Raw genomic sequence first — 17,659 nt, 5'->3', positions numbered from 1 at the left:
ATTTCTCAATTATAAATATGTATAAAAATAAAATCAAGTGTATAAATAATATTTTTTTACATTTTTCAAAAAAATCAGGTTTCAAAGTGATTTATAGGAACAATTGGCCACCAAAATATAAAATTCCTCATCTACATACCATTCAGGTGGAGCTAATAATTATAAGCTCTTATCACCACTTAGAGAAAAAAGGAATAAAAAAAATCTCAAAAAAAATAGTTGATATATTTTCAAGTTAACTACCCAAGAGATCAATTCCTCTGAATTTATTTATATGCATTAGAATGCATAAAGTCTATAGAAAATGTTAAAAGTTACAGCTCATACTACTATAATTGTTTATGTTGTCTTTATTTGGATAACAGTAGGATTAAATCTTATTTTTTATCCCATTTCATAAGAGGAATGATTAACTATGGTTTAGAGGTGTTTATGAGTAATAGAACTATATAAAAGTGAAGAGTGTAAAAAAAAAATGCTTAAAACCATTATAAAAAGCCTCTTGGCACTTGAATGTCCCTTTCTACAAGGGAAAGGACTAATCAATCAAAGAACCAAGAGGCTATTCATATAAAAGGCTACATGATCAACAAAGTTATCCCTCGGAGTTATACTCACTATTTCCTACTTTGTCTTGATTAAATACTAATTTCACAAAGTTTGTAGAATGTAGTAACAAGCAGCCGTTCTATTCGTATTTATTCTGTCTTCAAGCCTGAGAGCAACAACTTTTAGAAAGGCTGTTTTCGCAAAGATTGTTGTTTTTCGTAAAAAGTAAATCTTTACGTATTCAGCCTATCTTCGTGCTCTTTTCGTTAAATGACTCTGATATCCCACTGAAGATCGCTTCAATTTAGATAATAAAAATCCAAAAGCCGATTTTTATTCGTACTAGAGCAACAAACTTTTAGAAAAGAGCCTTTAGATAAGAGCCTTAATCTTTATTAAACCATAGTGGCTCGTTGTCATCGACTTCACCATTATAGTTAATTAAAATTTCATCTCCTGCCTTTATGTCCGTGTAGGCATAAAAATCAAACGTATGGTTATCAAAGTTTATATCGTAAGTGGCGTTTGGTTTGTAGGAATGGTTAAATAACATTCCATAACCTAGTAAGATTGCTGTATGATTTATTCCATACTCAAATGCATAATCATCAAGTGATGTTTTTTCAATGTGGACATGTTCACTATTTGGATATGCAATAACAGGCGCTTCATGAATGAGCTGACCTTTTTTTATATCAACTTTTGCAAATACTCCACGGTTGAATTCCCCATCACTAATCGGGGATGACTTTATTTCAATAATGTTAATCACCTACATATTCATTTTCTCTAACGTACAGATCCTGTACCCTATCCTTATCATTGTGAAGGTTTAGAAAGAAGAAAGCAAATTTTTTTAGAAAAAGCTTAAGGAGCCTGGATCTGGACACTTTGAAAAGCGGAAGGCTACTGCCCTTTTATTTCAAAACAAAAAAGCTTGAGAAATCTCAAGCTTTTTTGTGCGTATTTATTTACGTTTTTTATTGAATACCTAAGGCAATTTTCGCATATCTAGACATTTTATCTTTAGTCCATGGCGGACTCCAAACGATATTAACTTCAACGTTTTTCACTTCTGGAATATCGTAAAGTGCCTCTTTCACTTGCTCAACGATCGTTCCAGCCATCGGGCACCCCATTGAAGTTAATGTCATCGAAACATCCGTTTGTCCCTTATCATCCATATCTACGTCATATACTAGACCAAGATTTACGATATCAACACCTAGCTCTGGATCAACAACCGTTTCAAGCGCACCATATAAATTTTCTTTTAAAGCTTCATCCATTTAAATCACTCCTCTCACTTTTACGTCATCATTCTATCTACCATGAGTATAGTAAAGTTCCTTATATAAATAAAGGTTTTTGCTCCTTTGTATCTTATAAATGACGAGCGAACCAATTTACTAGGGCATGGGTACCCTCACGTGAAACCTTATGACCAGCTATTGGATCAGCAATAAATTGGAGCTTTTCTGGTTCTCTTTCATACTCTGGCATAATATCTTTATAAAATTGATAGGTAGGAGCAAATGGGACGACATCATCTCTTTCTCCATGCCAAAATAAAAGTGGCCTTTTTTGCAGTCTGTCCTTATGCAAACTCAAATCAAATGGTTCTAATTGCATCAGTTGTTCATTAACTTCTTCTGTTGTTAGTGGGATTTCCACTCCATTTTTATGAAATGCATCCAGTTGTGCTCTTAAGTATGCTGTGTAGCAAGGACTTCCCATAAGACTAACAGCTGCTTTTATCCAATCATACTGTGTTAATGCACCTAATGTGGTAATTCCACCCATTGAAGTTCCTGCTAGACCAATTCGGTTGCTATCAATTATAGCATTCGCTTCAAAATGCTCTTTAATTAAATTTATTTCACTTATTTCATTTAGTACTATTTTCCAAAAGCTGAAACTTAATTCTTTTGTTCCTAACTGTTCACTTCTTTCTCCATGATAAAGAGCTTCAGGTAAAACAACTCTTATCCCTTTTTCAGCAAGTTTATATGCATAATGCAAATTCACTTCCTTTTCACTCGTAAATCCATGAACAAAAATCACAAATGGGGTTTTTTTATTCTGTAGATCATTATCTACAATATGTAAGAGTGGAATGTTTTTAACATTTAATTTTTCAACAATAACCAAGTAAAACACGCTCCGATCAAACGATTATGCCACGGCACCATTGTAACATGTAGACAGGAAACTTGGAAAAAAGATACACTATAAGGGCATTACTTCTCATTACAAACTAATGATTACCATGAAAAGGAGATTTTATGGATACAAATACAAAACCTTTCTTGATTGCCTTGGACTTAGATGGGACCCTTTTAACAGACAATAAAACAATTTCCGATTATTCCAAAGAGATGATTCAAAAGGCAAAAGCTGCTGGGCATATCGTTTGTATTGCTACGGGAAGACCTTTCCGTTCTAGTTCCATATACTATGAAGAATTACAACTTACTACACCCATTGTTAATTTTAATGGAGCATATGTTCATCACCCTAAAAATGATCAATGGGGAACATATCATACTACTTTAGACCTCAAAATTGTAAAAGAAATTATCGATGTAGCTGAGAAACATAACATTCATAATATGTTAGCAGAAATTATTGATGATGTTTATTTTCATTATCATGACCAAAAACTATTAGATGTTTTTAGTATGGGAAATCCAGAAGTGAAAATAGGCGACTTACGCAAAAATTTAGGCGATGATGTGACAAGCATTCTAATTCACGCTCCTGTAGAACATGTAGATAAAATTAGAGGTTATTTATCAGATGTACATGCTGAAGTTGTTGATCATAGAAGATGGGCTGCTCCTTGGCATGTCATTGAAATTATTAAGGCTGGAGTGAATAAAGCTGTTGGTCTTAAAAGAATTGCAGAGTATTATCAAATACCTCCTACTCAGATTATTGCCTTTGGTGATGAAGACAATGATCTAGAAATGCTCGAATATGCAGGACATGGTGTTGCAATGGGCAATGCTATTGATAAAGTAAAAACTGTTGCAAACAAGGCAACTAAAACAAATGAAGAGGATGGCGTCGCTCTTTACTTAAAAGACGTATTATCCCTATAAAAACGCCATTAATTAAGATACAATTTGGCATTTATATAATTTACCCTTTTGCATACAATAAGACAGACGTAATGACGCGTCATGATTATAGCGGGTGCAAAAAAATGTATCTTAAGGGGGCTTTTTCGATGGGTAAAAGTAACAAATCTAAACGTTTTGTTCAACAAGGCAAAGATACAGTTACCAAACACGATGAGAGGTTCCCTTACCATACAACTTTATCAGAAGCAGAAGATCGTAAAGAACGACAAACAGATACCTCACTTGGAGGGATATTATGAGTAATCGATTGTTTCGTCAAGCTCGTGAGTCAGTGGCTTTCGCAAGTTCTGTTGCAAAAGGTTCTAACGAAGGGGATAAGAGTGAAGCAATTATAAAAGCAAAAAATGACTTAACTTCTGCTTTTATGAATAGTACTGATGCAGAACGAGCTCAACTACATGATTTCCAGGATACAATTGATTCCATTCAATCATGAGTTATCTTACATGGCAAAAGCGCAAGAGTCATTTCTACAACGTATAGTTGAGGTTTACTAGGCACTGGGTATCCGACTTTTTCAAAATCGGACTTCTGGAGCTGGATATTCCGCTTTTGTAGATGCGGGCTCTTTTAAGAGTCCGCATCTTTTTTATTCAACAATCTCAAATGGCTTCGAACTTACCAAATTATTTGAATCAGTAGACAATACAGACACTTGCACCTCGTAAAACCCTTTTTTTAGTTCTTTTTTGTTCATTTCCAATGTTTCTTCCCATTGAATTGTATCATTCGCTTTTATTAATACATGATCCATTGCCTGGGTAAACATTTTCCCTTCAGAATACCGATACATTTCAGTTTGATTTTCATCAGTCACAATGATTTCATACTTTTGACTAGATGAAAATTCAAGCTTCTTCTCTTCATTTGACTTATTTGTCAAATTGATGATGAACTGATATTGATCCTCCAGGCTATTTAAATCAACCTCAAGTACTAACAGTTCATTTCCCATATCCTTTTCATCTCCTTTTTTCAAATCTGTTTTTCCTGACTTTTCATGATCACCTGAACAACCAGAACTAAACAGTAGAATAAAGAAAAACAGGAATATAAATCTTCCCATCTAAGCACCTCATCACTCTTTTCTAAAAAAGCCGAAAATCCCAGTCGTTTCAATTATATTTGTAAAGGCATTTGGGTCAACTTCTTTTATGACTCTTTCTAAATCATACATTTCATACCGTGTAATAACAATAATCAGCATATCTTTCGATTCATTTGTAAAACCACCTCTAGCTGGTAAGGTTGTAATCCCTCGTACTAACTTCCCATGAATCGCCTTTTTTAACTCTTCACCTTTATTCGTTACAACCATAGCAGTTAGCTTTACATGTCTAGTATGGATGGCGTCAATAACCCTTGTCGTTGCGTAAAGGGTTACAAGTGTATATAAGGCCTTTTCCCAGCCGTATAAGAGACCTGCGGTAATAATAATGAATGCATTCAAGATAAAGAAATAAGTTCCTACAGGTTTATCCTTCATCCGCGAGAGAATCATGGCTATGATATCTAAGCCACCAGTTGATGCACCGTACTTTAGTGTGATGCCAACTCCTACCGCAGAAATCACACCACCAAACACAGCATTTAATAAAATATCCTCTGAAAGAGAAACCAAAGGTACGATACCTAAAAAGAAAGTAGTAATCGCTACACTAAAAAAACTATACAAAGTAAATGATTTCCCCACCATTTTCCAACCTAAAATAGCAACCGGAATATTTAATAAAAATAATAAAATACCCGTTGAAACATAAAAAGGTGTATGATCTTCGATCACACTGGAAAGAAGCTGCGAAATACCAGTAAAGCCACTAGCATATACATTTGCAGGGATTAAAAACAAATTTAAACCAATTGCATTTAATAATGCACCAACAATCACGACAATGACTTTTAATCCTTCAGATTTCAACATATAAAAAAACCTCCCATCCTTTCTAAGTACCCTATTCATTGTTCTTCCCATTTTTACTAGAAATGAATACAAAGATTGTAATTTAACGGTATCATGATAAACTTATTAGAAAAGCATAAGCGCCTTGAACAGCCCCGACAAGCATAAGACGCTAATAAAATGAAGGTGCTATTTCCTTAAATTTATTAGTGGCTTATGACTTAGGAAAAAGTGAATCTCTTTTTCCCTCGAGGGGCTAGGCGCTGGAGCTAGAAACTGAAACAAGGACAAAAATGAATGCTTTCTTTACATTAATTCAATTCTTCCTAAGATTTGTTCCACTTACCTGTTACATATGAAGAATTAGTAATACCATTATTAGAGAATATTTAAAGGACAACATTGTTGCGAAAACAACCTATATGAAAGAGTCTAATTTGACTCAAACGTAAATTAACACGCTTTTAAAACCCTAAAACTTTAAAAATGAGGTGTTTTGATGAATGTACATATCATAGCTGATAGTGCTTGTGATTTACCAATAGAATATTTTGAAGAGCATTCAATTTCATTTCTCCCGCTTAGCGTTGAGATGAATGGTAAGCTTCTTCGTGATCAAAAGGACATACATCCAAAACAAATATATGATGAAATGCGTAAGGGTGTCATTGTAAAAACATCACAAGTGTCCCCACTTGACCTAAAAGAAACATTTACAGAGCTAGCTAACAAGAATATTCCTAGTCTTTATGTCGCCTTTTCTTCTGAACTATCCGGAACATATCAAACAGCCATGATGATCCGCAATGAGATAATTGAGGAATATCCGAATTTTGAGTTGTCGATAATAGATACAAAATGTGCCTCTCTTGGGCATGGTCTTGCTGTGAAATACGCATTCGAATTATCAAAAAGCGGTATGCCTTTAATTGAAATTGAAGAAGCTGTAAAAGGTTATTGTTTAAAAATGGAACATATTTTTACAGTTGATAATTTAGATTACTTAGCTCGTGGCGGTAGAATTAGCAAGGCCTCTGCATTTGTTGGTGGTTTGTTAAATATTAAACCCTTACTACATGTCGAGGACGGGAAACTGATTCCACTTGAAAAAATTCGTGGTCGCAAAAAAGTTTTCCGGAGAATTATTGAGATTATGAAGGAACGTGGAGTTAATTTTCAAAATCAAACGGTCGCTATTAGTCATGGAGATGATGAGGCGGCAGCGAATGAAATGAAAACAATGATTGCCGAAGAATTCTCACCAAAAGAGGTTTATATTAATTATGTCGGAGCTGTAGTTGGAGCACACGCTGGTCCTGGGACAATTGCGATCTTCTTCTTAAATGACGAGCTATAATTTACATAGTTATCGGTAATGAGGGCATAGTAAAGATACTTCTTTTGAAAGGAGCATCATCTTAATGCCACACACTAGCGATAATGATAAAAAAGCAAAAGATAACAACGCCAAGCAACACGAAAAAAATATGATGCGTGAAAAAAACCGTAAAAAGGGTAGAGATCAATATTCTAATAAGTCAGATCATCTATAAAAGCATACTTCTAAAAAGGCCATATAGGCCTTTTTTTCTAATCCTCCGTTATAACAACACTAAGTATTTAGATCCTTTTAAGATAAGAATTCACTCTGTTTCTTCCTCAAATTTAAAAGATTCTAATGTCTGATTTAATTCAACTGTTAATTTCCCCATCATTACAACCTCGTCAACAATTTTCTCGAAAGCTGCTAATTGTTCCGTTGTTGATGCAGAGATTTCCTCATTACCTGCAGCCGTCTCTTCAACTACTGCACTAATACTTTCTACACTATGCAAAACACGTTCACCAAATTGTTTTGAATGCAGGATCCCCTCTGATAATGATGTAAGTCCCTTCATCATTTCATCAACCTTTTCTCCGATGTTTACAAAGGCTGTTGTGGTGATTTCCATTGATTTCTGTTGTTGCCCAGCAATTGCTACACCTTTATCAACTGACTTATTAATATGAGAAATTCCTGTTTTAATCATAGTAACCATATCGAAAATATGTTTAGTTGATTTTGCTGACTCCTCCGCTAGCTTACGTACCTCATCAGCAACAACAGCAAATCCTTTACCAGCTTCACCTGCACGAGCTGCTTCAATCGCTGCATTTAAGGCTAATAAGTTTGTCTGTGCTGCAATTCCAGAAACGGTTTTCGCCATCACTTCTATTTCACTCGTATATTCTATAAACGTTTTTGTTGCAGACTGGATGGTTTGACTTGTTTTCGAATTCTCTGTTATTAGATTACGTTGTATTTCAATAGCATCTTGTCCAGTGTTTATTGCTGTAACAGCTTCATGTCCAAAAGAAACAGATTGATCAGATTGACTTACATTATGACTAAACTCAAGTTCCATCTGTTCAATTAACGTTACAGTATCTTGTAAGTCGCCGGATATAGACTGTGTACCAATTGCCATCTCATTAGTCGATATAGCCACCTGATTACTAATACTAGTCAAACCTTTATTTTCACCCTCAAGAATTTTAGCAGAATTTCCAACATCTTTGCTCACCTTTTCTATCGAAAATAATAAGCCTTTTAATTGATCGACCATTCTCGTGAAGGAGCCATTTAAAGCACCCAGCTCATCCTTCCCTTTATAATTTATCTGTTCAACAACTAAGTTACCGGTAGCAATTTTTTCAGCATTTTTAGATAATTTGTCCAATGGACGTGTAATAGAATTGGTCATTCTTACTGCAATGAAAGTGGAAAGTACAACTAATATAAGTGAACCAATAATAGCTGAAATAATAATAAAGGAAATCTTTTTGTCTAAGTTTTCCTGTAAATATTGGTATTGTTCATTTGCATATTCATTTAGAAGATATAAATCATTCTCCATCCCATCTACTCGAATGGATTGACGTTTCGCTTCAGCTTGTACTTTACCGTCCATTGCTGTATTTGTTTCTAGTTTCCATGTATCATATTTAGTCATTAGTTCATTTAAAATCTCTTTTCTTTTTGTATCAGCTAGACTCTTAGACAATGCTGCAATAAGTTGATCACTACGAGATATACTCATCAATATCTCTTGCTTTTGTGCATCTGTCGGGTTAACTGAATAATTACTCAACCCTTGTTTCGATGTATTTAATTCTCCTTGGAGCGTTTGGATATTCAAAAGTGTTGGTACTTGGTCAGCATTCGATGATTGAATGGATAGCATATTATAAATAATAAATGCAATCATTAAAATAGCTACTAATAATACACTAACAGAATTTAAAAGTAATTTTTTCTTAATAGTCATATCGTTCCTCCTTATCTGTCAATGGAAAGCTGTTTCTTCCAATCTTCTATGATTTCTTCCTGTTCTTTTGTATATATGTTCACTCTCAAAGGTGCTAAGTCAATGCCATTCTCTTCTAAACCTAATTCAATATGGCCCTTCTTAACTTTACCTTCTTTCACAAGTTGTTCAGCCACTTGGTACATTGCAACATCAACATTTTTTAGCATCGAGGTAATAACTGCCTTTTCTGCATAAAAATATTGGTCACTATCAACACCTATCGCATTTACTTTACTTGCTTGAGCTTGTTTCAAAACTCCCACACCCGTTAGACCAGCTGCTGCAAATAACACATCAGAATCCTTATCAATCATCTCACGGGCGATTTCCGCACCTAGTTGATCATTACCAAAGTCTCCAGCATACTTTACATTAACAGTGATAGATGGTTCTATCGCTTTTGCACCGTTAATAAAACCATCTTCAAATTTATTAATTAATGGGACATCATCTCCACCAATAAACCCTAGCTTATTTGTTTCAGTCGTTAAAGATGCTACAACGCCAGCTAAAAAGCTTCCTTGATCTTCTTTAAAGGTGATAGAACTTATATTGTCGAAATCAGCTACAGAATCAATGATAATGAATTGTTGTTTTGGATACTTTTTTGCTACTTTTTCTAGATCAGCCTGTACCATAAAACCGAGGCCAACTATGACATCACAGTCTTCTTCTACTAGTTCAGTTAAGCCCGCTTCATAAGTCTCAGTTTCCTTTAATTCACGATAGTCAAAAATAATACCTAATTCGTTCCTAGCTTTAACAAGTCCACTAAAAGCTAAATCACTAAAAGATTGATCTCCTAAACCTACATCTGAAAGCATAATACCAATTTTCACCTTTTCATCGACTTTACTAGCAACCTCTTGTTGCGAACAGCCGTTTATCATAAGGATAAAACAAAGAAATACCACGGCAGTGAGTTTCTTTATGCACATTTAAAAACCTCCAATAATCTATATTAAAATAATACATAGACTTCTATCGGCATATTTCTACTATTATTAATACTTAACTATTAAAGTTATTATTTTTTTAACAGAAAAGAATATTCTGAAAATTATTATCTTACAAACGTAAAAAAGCTTTCATTCCTCTGACGAAATGAAAGCTTTTTTGCTAATTATTCATTTTATTGCTCTTTAAAATACGTCCATCCCTCTTTTTGATATACTCTCTCATTTTTCATAAGGTGACCTAATGCACGCTTAAATGCAGCTTTACTTAAATTAAAACGTTCATAGATGTCATCTGGATCACTTTTGTCTGTATAAGGCATTGCCCCGTCTCGCTCTTGCATATAAGCATAAATTCGTTCCGCATCACCACTCAAAGCCTCGTGTTTACGTGGCAGTAAAGAGACATTAACTGTTCCGTCTTCCTTTACATCAATCACTCTACCTGTAACGGTCTCACCTAAACGGGGTTCGACGATACGTTGAGATGAATGAATAAATCCTTTATACCCATCCTCTGTTAAAATATATGATCCCGCAACAATCATCCGATAAACAGTCCCAGTAACTTGTTTATTGAATACAGAACGGTCTGCTTCTTTAATAAATGGTTCAACAATATCCTCTGTTGCAAGTCGGGCAAAAAATTTGCCATTTCCTGTGACCTTTAATGTACAGTAAAGTTTGTCTCCTACTTTAGGCCAAACCTCTCTTAAAAACGGAAGATGATCCTCTGCAACAAGTGCATCCTTACTTAAGCCAATGTATACGAATGCTCCCATATCCTCAACGATGTCTACTACATCAAGCCATTCGTATGAGCCCTCAGTAATCAATGGTTTTTTCATTGTTGCATATAAACGATCTTGTGAATCAACTCCGAAAAAGACTTCAATCTCATCGCCTACTTCAATCTCACCTATTACCTCTGTTTTATGTAATAACACACGTTCTTCACCATCAGTTAAGAAGTATCCATACTCGACCTTCTCATCTATTGTTAGTATTTCAAATGTACCTGGTATCATTTTATATCTGTCCCTTCATCAATTAAGTAGGTTCTCTTCTAAAAGTTTGGCTAATTATACGAATAACCACAATCTTTGCGAAAACAACCAGTACGTAAATCCTTACCACTTTGCCTTTATGGGGACGAGTTCCGGCTATTTTTACTGTTCAAAGTCCCTTTTAACATATAAAAGTTGTGATGACTGTTTTATTTTACTATAATTTAACTATATTATATACGTAATGGAGGATTATTATGGCGAAAGAAAGTTCATTTGATATTGTATCTAAAATTGAATTCCCTGAAGTAACAAACGCAATTAGCATTGCAATGAAAGAAGTTGCCACTAGGTACGACTTTAAAGGCAGTAAAAGCAACATATCTCTAGATAAGGAAGAACTCGTTTTGGTTTCTGATGATGATTACAAGCTTGAGCAATTAAAGGATGTACTGATTTCAAAGTTAGTTAAACGAAATGTACCAATAAAAAATATTTCCTACAAAAAGCTTGAGAATGCTTCAGGTGGAACTGTTCGCCAACGAGCTGAACTAGTTTCAGGGATTGATAAAGAAAATGCAAAAAAAATAAACAACATCATTAAAAATAATGGTTTAAAAGTTAAAACACAGATTCAAGATGACCAAATCCGTGTAACCGGTAAAAACAAAGACGATCTCCAACAAGTAATCGCTGCAATTAGAGAAGCTGATTTACCGATTGAGGTACAATTTATTAATTACCGTTAAACTAAAGTGGATTTAATTATGCTTTTTTATCATGATTACGTTCGCAAATTTTTAGAACATTAGGTAATCCCTACAGTCATTCTGTCAGGGATTACCTTTTTCTATCTATCGCTTTTTCTTGCCAACATGTTTTATCCTTTTCTTATTTTTAATTATTCATACAATTTTAGTCAACATTACATTTTACTATTGATATTTTTCGAAATATTAGATAAATTAGTTATAATACATTTCTATACGTTAAAGTAATTAACTAATTTCATATCTTATCAAGAGAAGCTGAGGGACTGGCCCGATGAAGCTTCAGCAACCGGTTTACACGAGTTTAGATCTGGTACCGATATCATCTTTTCTACCTAGATCTTCCGAGTGCCAAGGTGCTAATTCCAGCTAAGCATGTAAGATGCTTGAAAGATAAGGGGAAGCTTTGAATCATTTTAGCCTTCTGCTTATGAAGGCTTTTTTTTTATAGATTCACTTTTTTCTCCTACTCAATTAACCAAGGACGGGGGCTTTACTATGAACTTTTTGGAAGACTTAAAAACTAAGATCCTAATCGGAGACGGCGCAATCGGAACAATGCTTTATTCTCATGGTGTTGATCGTTGCTTTGAAGAACTGAATGTATCAAAGCCAGATGATGTATTACGTGTCCATCAATCCTACATTCAGGCTGGTGCGAACGTTATTCAGACAAATACTTACGGAGCGAATGATATTAAACTAACTCGCTATGGATTAGAGGATGAAATTAGACAAATTAATAGAAAAGCTGTTGAAATTGCTAAACGAGCTGCCTCATCATCAACGTATGTATTCGGTACAATCGGTGGTGTACGCTCTTTTAAGAAAAGTGCCCACACATTAGATGAACTAAAACGAAATTTCAGAGAACAGCTTTTTGTTTTACTAAATGAAGATGTCGATGGAATTCTACTCGAAACCTATTATGATTTAGAAGAATTAAAAACTGTTCTACAAATTGCTAGAAAAGAAACGAATAAGCCAATCATTACAAATGTATCACTTCATGAAGCAGGTGTTTTACAGGATGGTACACCTTTGTCACAAGCATTTTTAGAACTTGAAGACCTTGGAGCAAATGTCATTGGTTTAAACTGTCATTTAGGTCCATATCATATGATCCAATCACTTGAGGAAGTACCGCTCCTAGAAAACTCATATTTGTCGGTATTCCCTAACAGCAGTTTACCTGCTTTAAATGAAGGTCGTCTTGTCTACGAATCTGATCAAGGCTATTTCAAGGAGAGCGCGCTAAAATTCAGAGAGCAAGGTGCTAGATTAATAGGTGGTTGTTGTGGAACAACACCACAACATATTCAATCAATCGCTGAGGCAGTGGGACACTTACCACCTGTTACGGAGAAGCATGTTAAAGTACCTAAACATGAAAAAATAAGCATTTCAGAAGATAAAACTTATTTACTTCCTCCCTTACAGGATATTGTCGCTGAGAAACGTTCAGTTATTGTTGAGCTAGATCCACCGAAGAAACTTGGAATGAGTAAATTCCTTCAAGGTGCAGAGGCCCTTCACCATGCTGGTATCGATGCACTAACACTTGCAGATAATTCACTCGCTTCCCCTCGAATAAGCAACCTTGCAGCTGGCATGCTTGCTAGGGAGCGAACAGGAACACGTGCATTAATTCATATAACTTGCCGTGACCGGAATTTAATCGGTTTACAATCTCATTTGATGGGCCTACATACGTTAGGACTTTCTGATGTATTAGCAATAACAGGCGACCCATCTAAAATCGGTGATTTTCCTGGTGCTACTTCAGTTTATGATGTTTCTTCGTTTGATTTAATCAGTTTAATCAAACAATTCAACGAAGGTGTCTCTTATTCTGGTAAACCATTAGGGGAGAAAACAAATTTCTCAGTTGCAGCAGCCTTTAATCCGAATGTTCGCCATTTAGACAAAGCTGTTGTGAGGCTTGAGAAAAAAATCGCTTGTGGAGCTGATTATTTTATCTCTCAGCCTCTCTATTCAAGTCAACAAATTGTCGATGTTTATGAAGCGACTCGCAATGTTAAGTCACCTATCTACATCGGGATCATGCCGCTAACTTCAAGCCGGAATGCTGAATTTATTCATAATGAAATTCCTGGTATTAAGCTTTCTGACTCCATTCGCGAAATAATGGCAAAAGCAGGCACAGATAAGGAAAAGGCAAGGCTGGAAGGTCTTGCAATTGCTAAGGAACTTATTGATACAGCTTTCGACTTATTTAATGGCATTTATTTAATTACCCCATTTTTACAATATGACCTGACAGTGGAGTTAACCAATTACATCCATGAGAAGGAAAAACAACTTGCTGAAAGGAAGATTACTCATGTCTAGGATAGAAAATGAACTAAAAAAACGAATACTCGTACTTGACGGTGCAATGGGTACAATGATTCAAGCTGCAGATCCTTCCCCTGCCGAATTTGGTGGTGAAGAATACGAAGGCTGTAATGAATATTTAACCTTAACAGCCCCGAAAATAATTGAAACAATACACGAATCATATTTAGCAGCAGGTTCAGATATGATTTCAACTAACACATTTGGCGCTACCAGCCTTGTATTGGATGAATATGATCTCGGATCTTTAGCATTAGAGCTCAATATCGAATCGGCTAAACTTGCAAAAAAGGCAGTTGATAAATTCTCTACCCAAGACAAACCTAGATTTGTCGTCGGGGCAATGGGACCAACAACTAAAACATTATCGGTAACAGGTGGAACGACATTTGATACTTTAATAGCCAACTATGAAGAACAAGCTAGAGGATTAATAATTGGTGGTGCTGATTTACTACTATTGGAAACAAGTCAAGATATGTTAAATGTAAAAGCTGGATTCATTGGTATACAGAATGCTTTTAAGAACACAAAAAAAGAACTACCTCTAATGGTTTCTGGAACAATTGAACCCATGGGAACGACATTAGCAGGCCAAGACATTGAAGCGTTTTTTGTTTCCTTAGAACATATGAAACCAATTTCGGTTGGTCTAAATTGTGCTACAGGACCTGAATTTATGACAGATCATATTCGTACACTTTCAGGACTAGCTAATACTGCCGTAAGTTGTTATCCAAATGCAGGTCTTCCTGATGAAGAAGGAAACTACCATGAATCACCTGAATCGCTTACGAAAAAGCTTGTAGGCTTCGCAGAACAAGGCTGGCTTAATATCGTCGGAGGATGCTGTGGAACAACTCCAGAACACATTAAAGCACTTACTGAAGCTGTATCAACTATTACACCTAGAATCATTGAAGACGTTTCAAACGGTCATACTGTCTCTGGAATAGACGCTCTTCTTTATGATGATGGCATGCGACCTTTGTTTGTCGGTGAACGTACGAACGTTATTGGTTCCCGTAAATTCAAACGACTCATTGCCGAACGAAAATTTGAAGAAGCCTCTGAGATTGCAAGAGCACAGGTCAAAAATGGTGCACATGTTATTGATATATGTTTAGCAGATCCTGACAGAGAAGAACTTGAAGATATGGAAGCATTCATTCCAGAGGTTGTCAAAAAGGTAAAGGCTCCATTAGTCATCGACTCAACTGACGAAAAAGTGATTGAACAGGCGTTAAAGCACTCCCAAGGTAAGGCCATCATTAACTCTATTAACCTAGAGGATGGAGAAGAACGCTTTGATGCCATCGTACCACTTGTTAAAAAATATGGTGGTGCATTAGTTGTCGGAACAATTGATGAAATCGGTATGGCTTTAACAGCTGAAAAGAAACTCGAAGTAGCAAAGCGATCTCATGATCTTCTCGTCAAAAAACATGGACTTAAGGCTAGTGATTTAATATTTGATCCACTTGTTTTCCCTGTAGGTACAGGTGATGCACAGTATATAGGTTCGGCAAACGAAACAGTTCGAGGTATTCAATTAATTAAGGAACATCTGCCAGAATGCTTAACTATTCTCGGGGTCAGTAATGTTTCCTTTGGTCTTCCACCTGTAGGCCGTGAAGTATTAAATGCTGTTTATTTATATCATTGTACACAAGCAGGACTTGATTATGCTATTGTCAACACAGAAAAATTGGAGCGTTTTGCTTCTATTCCAAAAGCCGAAATCCAGCAAGCAGAAGAGCTATTATTTAAAACAACAGACGAGTCATTGGCAACTTTTACCAACTTCTATCGTGGAAAGAAGAAGGTTGATAAAAAACCAGTGCAATCCCTTCCACTTGAGGAGCGACTTGCTCAATACATTATTGAGGGAACAAAAGAAGGTCTTATTCCAGACTTAGAATTAGCTCTTAAAAAGTATCCTGAACCACTTGCTATCATAAATGGACCACTTATGGCAGGAATGGCAGAAGTTGGCGTTCTTTTTAATGATAATCAATTAATTGTTGCAGAGGTTCTACAAAGTGCCGAAGTCATGAAAGCGTCCGTTTCCTTTCTAGAACAATTTATGGATAAGAAAGAAGATAGCGGAAAAGGAAAAATATTATTAGCAACAGTAAAAGGCGATGTTCATGATATTGGGAAAAACCTTGTTGATATCATTCTTAGCAATAATGGTTACAAGGTAATTGACCTAGGTATTAAAGTAACACCTCAAACACTGATTCAAGCTGTCAAAGATGAAAATCCTGACTTAATCGGGTTATCTGGTCTATTAGTGAAATCGGCTCAACAAATGGTTATAACAGCTCAAGATTTACAACAATCTGATTGCCAAGTCCCAATTATAGTTGGTGGAGCCGCCCTTTCTAGAAAATTCACTAGAATGAAAATATCTCCTCAATACGCTGGTCCTGTTGTTTATGCAAAGGATGCGATGGATGGATTATCGTTAATAAACCAGTTGCGGACGACTCCTGAACTCTTTGCTGAAAAAGAAGCAGCCGTTACCGAGGAAGCGAAACCTAAAGTAGCGCAAAGCCATGCAGTTACAGAACTATTAGCGAAACGTGGTAACCTGAGTGAAGCACCAATATTCACTCCTGTTGATACGAAACGCCATCTGATTAAGGATATGGATCTAAAACAAATTATTCCATACATTAATATGCAAATGTTAATTGGTCATCACCTTGGCTTAAAAGGGAAAATAAAAGAATTAGTGAAACAGAATGATCCTAAAGCACTGGAATTAGTTGAATTAATTCAAGAACTGTTAGAGGAAGGTTCCAAAAAGAAATGGTTTAAACCTGCAGTGGCTTATCAATTCTACCCATCCTATAGCGAAGGTAATAAACTGCATATTCTAGATCCAGAAAATACAAATTCGATTATAGAGACTTTTGATTTTCCAAGGCAAGAAAAGGTACCATATCGCTGTATTTCAGATTTTGTAAGACCGAAACAGGATAAGGAATATGATTATGTTGCAATGTTTGCCGTTACAGCAGGAAGTCAAATTCGTGACTTAGCAATGGGATTTAAAGAACAAGGCGACTATTTAAAGAGCCATGCAGTTCAAGCACTTGCATTGGAGCTTGCTGAAGGTTTAGCCGAACGAACTCACCAACTGATTCGTGATCGATGGGGCTTCCCAGATGCACCTGATTTCACAATGGATCACCGCTTTTCTGCCAAGTATCAAGGTCAAAGATTTTCATTTGGCTACCCAGCCTGTCCAGACCTTGAGGACCAAGCAAAGTTATTTAAGTTACTAAAACCCGAAGATATTGGGATTCAATTAACAGAGGGCTTCATGATGGAACCAGAAGCATCTGTTACGGCAATCGTAGTTGCACATCCCGAAGCTAGATATTTTAATGTTTTGTAAAAAATTAAAAGATAGCATCCCTGTAGCTTCTAGCTATGGGGATTTTTTGAGTTTAACAATTAATGTAATCGGGAATATCAAAACCACCATAGAGATACTTTATCATGATTTGGACATACTACATGACGGAAGTGAGTAAAGTTGGCGCATCGTAATGCTACATAGAGATCTTTTCAACTATCAAAGTTCGTTTTCAGAGCTGATCTCTAAGCGC

The 17,659-nt window shown here is 35.7% G+C and carries 16 protein-coding genes and 1 riboswitch; of the genes, 8 read left to right on the top strand and 8 right to left on the bottom strand.

From position 1 onward, the window contains the following. Window positions 1-934: 934 nt before the first annotated feature. The 3 genes from AC6CHR_RS02545 to AC6CHR_RS02535 all read right to left on the bottom strand — a co-directional run bounded on the left by AC6CHR_RS02545 (window position 935) and on the right by AC6CHR_RS02535 (window position 2,700). A complete protein-coding gene (locus AC6CHR_RS02545) occupies window positions 935-1,312 on the bottom strand; it encodes an SET domain-containing protein (RefSeq protein WP_498247183.1) in 378 nt (125 codons plus the stop codon). A gap of 217 nt (window positions 1,313-1,529) precedes the next feature. Continuing rightward, window positions 1,530-1,838: a metal-sulfur cluster assembly factor gene (locus AC6CHR_RS02540; RefSeq protein WP_498246909.1), complete on the bottom strand. Its 309-nt coding sequence runs from the start codon at window positions 1,836-1,838 to the stop codon at window positions 1,530-1,532. A gap of 94 nt (window positions 1,839-1,932) precedes the next feature. Beyond that, complete coding sequence (locus AC6CHR_RS02535; RefSeq protein WP_498246908.1) at window positions 1,933-2,700, bottom strand: prolyl oligopeptidase family serine peptidase; 768 nt, start codon at window positions 2,698-2,700, stop codon at window positions 1,933-1,935. Window positions 2,701-2,834: 134 nt separating this feature from the next. Here AC6CHR_RS02535 and AC6CHR_RS02530 point away from each other — a divergent pair, with 134 nt between their 5' ends. The 3 genes from AC6CHR_RS02530 to AC6CHR_RS02520 all read left to right on the top strand — a co-directional run bounded on the left by AC6CHR_RS02530 (window position 2,835) and on the right by AC6CHR_RS02520 (window position 4,131). Next, on the top strand, window positions 2,835-3,653 hold the full coding sequence (locus AC6CHR_RS02530; protein WP_498246907.1) for a Cof-type HAD-IIB family hydrolase: 819 nt from the start codon (window positions 2,835-2,837) through the stop codon (window positions 3,651-3,653). 128 nt (window positions 3,654-3,781) lie between these two features. After that, complete coding sequence (locus AC6CHR_RS02525; protein ID WP_498246906.1) at window positions 3,782-3,934, top strand: hypothetical protein; 153 nt, start codon at window positions 3,782-3,784, stop codon at window positions 3,932-3,934. Beyond that, window positions 3,931-4,131, top strand: coding sequence for a DUF3813 domain-containing protein (locus AC6CHR_RS02520; RefSeq protein WP_498246905.1), 201 nt, complete (start codon window positions 3,931-3,933; stop codon window positions 4,129-4,131). Before AC6CHR_RS02525 ends, AC6CHR_RS02520 begins: the two co-directional genes overlap by 4 nt. A gap of 153 nt (window positions 4,132-4,284) precedes the next feature. Here AC6CHR_RS02520 and AC6CHR_RS02515 read toward each other — a convergent pair whose 3' ends face one another. Continuing rightward, the gene (locus tag AC6CHR_RS02515; RefSeq protein WP_498246904.1) at window positions 4,285-4,761 is read right to left on the bottom strand and encodes a BsuPI-related putative proteinase inhibitor; all 477 of its coding nucleotides are present in this window, start codon (window positions 4,759-4,761) and stop codon (window positions 4,285-4,287) included. A gap of 12 nt (window positions 4,762-4,773) precedes the next feature. Next, a complete protein-coding gene (locus tag AC6CHR_RS02510) occupies window positions 4,774-5,616 on the bottom strand; it encodes a YitT family protein (RefSeq protein ID WP_498246903.1) in 843 nt (280 codons plus the stop codon). 478 nt (window positions 5,617-6,094) lie between these two features. Here AC6CHR_RS02510 and AC6CHR_RS02505 point away from each other — a divergent pair, with 478 nt between their 5' ends. After that, a complete protein-coding gene (locus AC6CHR_RS02505) occupies window positions 6,095-6,952 on the top strand; it encodes a DegV family protein (protein ID WP_498246902.1) in 858 nt (285 codons plus the stop codon). A 64-nt stretch (window positions 6,953-7,016) separates the two neighbouring features. Next, entirely contained in the window at window positions 7,017-7,148 is a 132-nt protein-coding gene (locus AC6CHR_RS02500; protein WP_498246901.1) for a DUF3941 domain-containing protein, read from the top strand. A 90-nt stretch (window positions 7,149-7,238) separates the two neighbouring features. On the opposite strand, the gene AC6CHR_RS02495 is transcribed toward AC6CHR_RS02500, so the two are convergent. The 3 genes from AC6CHR_RS02495 to AC6CHR_RS02485 form a co-directional block, all read right to left on the bottom strand. After that, entirely contained in the window at window positions 7,239-8,903 is a 1,665-nt protein-coding gene (locus AC6CHR_RS02495; RefSeq protein WP_498246900.1) for a methyl-accepting chemotaxis protein, read from the bottom strand. An 11-nt stretch (window positions 8,904-8,914) separates the two neighbouring features. After that, complete coding sequence (locus AC6CHR_RS02490; RefSeq protein ID WP_498247182.1) at window positions 8,915-9,877, bottom strand: BMP family lipoprotein; 963 nt, start codon at window positions 9,875-9,877, stop codon at window positions 8,915-8,917. A 200-nt stretch (window positions 9,878-10,077) separates the two neighbouring features. Further along, window positions 10,078-10,929, bottom strand: a complete 852-nt coding sequence (locus AC6CHR_RS02485; protein WP_498246899.1) for a CvfB family protein — start codon at window positions 10,927-10,929, stop codon at window positions 10,078-10,080. 236 nt (window positions 10,930-11,165) lie between these two features. Here AC6CHR_RS02485 and AC6CHR_RS02480 point away from each other — a divergent pair, with 236 nt between their 5' ends. From AC6CHR_RS02480 to metH, 3 genes are all read left to right on the top strand, one after another. Further along, window positions 11,166-11,657, top strand: coding sequence for a YajQ family cyclic di-GMP-binding protein (locus AC6CHR_RS02480; protein WP_498246898.1), 492 nt, complete (start codon window positions 11,166-11,168; stop codon window positions 11,655-11,657). 263 nt (window positions 11,658-11,920) lie between these two features. Next, window positions 11,921-12,078: riboswitch (SAM riboswitch) on the top strand. A 98-nt stretch (window positions 12,079-12,176) separates the two neighbouring features. Beyond that, window positions 12,177-14,030, top strand: coding sequence for a bifunctional homocysteine S-methyltransferase/methylenetetrahydrofolate reductase (locus tag AC6CHR_RS02475; protein WP_498246897.1), 1,854 nt, complete (start codon window positions 12,177-12,179; stop codon window positions 14,028-14,030). Continuing rightward, a complete protein-coding gene (metH, locus tag AC6CHR_RS02470; protein WP_498246896.1) occupies window positions 14,023-17,445 on the top strand; it encodes a methionine synthase in 3,423 nt (1,140 codons plus the stop codon). The genes AC6CHR_RS02475 and metH overlap by 8 nt, the downstream gene beginning before the upstream one ends. The last annotated feature ends 214 nt before the right edge of the window (window positions 17,446-17,659 follow it).

The organism is Metabacillus sp. GQ13 (assembly GCF_059758525.1).
This window is presented reverse-complemented; position numbering and strand designations above follow the sequence as displayed.

Excerpts from the sequence above, each read along its gene's own strand:
- AC6CHR_RS02540 (WP_498246909.1), bottom strand. The coding sequence starts at position 1,838 with ATGGATGAAGCTTTAAAAGAAAATTTATATGGTGCGCTTGAAACGGTT.
- AC6CHR_RS02530 (WP_498246907.1), top strand. The coding sequence starts at position 2,835 with ATGGATACAAATACAAAACCTTTCTTGATTGCCTTGGACTTAGATGGG.
- AC6CHR_RS02525 (WP_498246906.1), top strand. The coding sequence starts at position 3,782 with ATGGGTAAAAGTAACAAATCTAAACGTTTTGTTCAACAAGGCAAAGAT.
- AC6CHR_RS02520 (WP_498246905.1), top strand. The coding sequence starts at position 3,931 with ATGAGTAATCGATTGTTTCGTCAAGCTCGTGAGTCAGTGGCTTTCGCA.
- AC6CHR_RS02515 (WP_498246904.1), bottom strand. The coding sequence starts at position 4,761 with ATGGGAAGATTTATATTCCTGTTTTTCTTTATTCTACTGTTTAGTTCT.
- AC6CHR_RS02510 (WP_498246903.1), bottom strand. The coding sequence starts at position 5,616 with ATGTTGAAATCTGAAGGATTAAAAGTCATTGTCGTGATTGTTGGTGCA.
- AC6CHR_RS02505 (WP_498246902.1), top strand. The coding sequence starts at position 6,095 with ATGAATGTACATATCATAGCTGATAGTGCTTGTGATTTACCAATAGAA.
- AC6CHR_RS02500 (WP_498246901.1), top strand. The coding sequence starts at position 7,017 with ATGCCACACACTAGCGATAATGATAAAAAAGCAAAAGATAACAACGCC.
- AC6CHR_RS02495 (WP_498246900.1), bottom strand. The coding sequence starts at position 8,903 with ATGACTATTAAGAAAAAATTACTTTTAAATTCTGTTAGTGTATTATTA.
- AC6CHR_RS02485 (WP_498246899.1), bottom strand. The coding sequence starts at position 10,929 with ATGATACCAGGTACATTTGAAATACTAACAATAGATGAGAAGGTCGAG.
- AC6CHR_RS02480 (WP_498246898.1), top strand. The coding sequence starts at position 11,166 with ATGGCGAAAGAAAGTTCATTTGATATTGTATCTAAAATTGAATTCCCT.
- AC6CHR_RS02475 (WP_498246897.1), top strand. The coding sequence starts at position 12,177 with ATGAACTTTTTGGAAGACTTAAAAACTAAGATCCTAATCGGAGACGGC.
- metH (WP_498246896.1), top strand. The coding sequence starts at position 14,023 with ATGTCTAGGATAGAAAATGAACTAAAAAAACGAATACTCGTACTTGAC.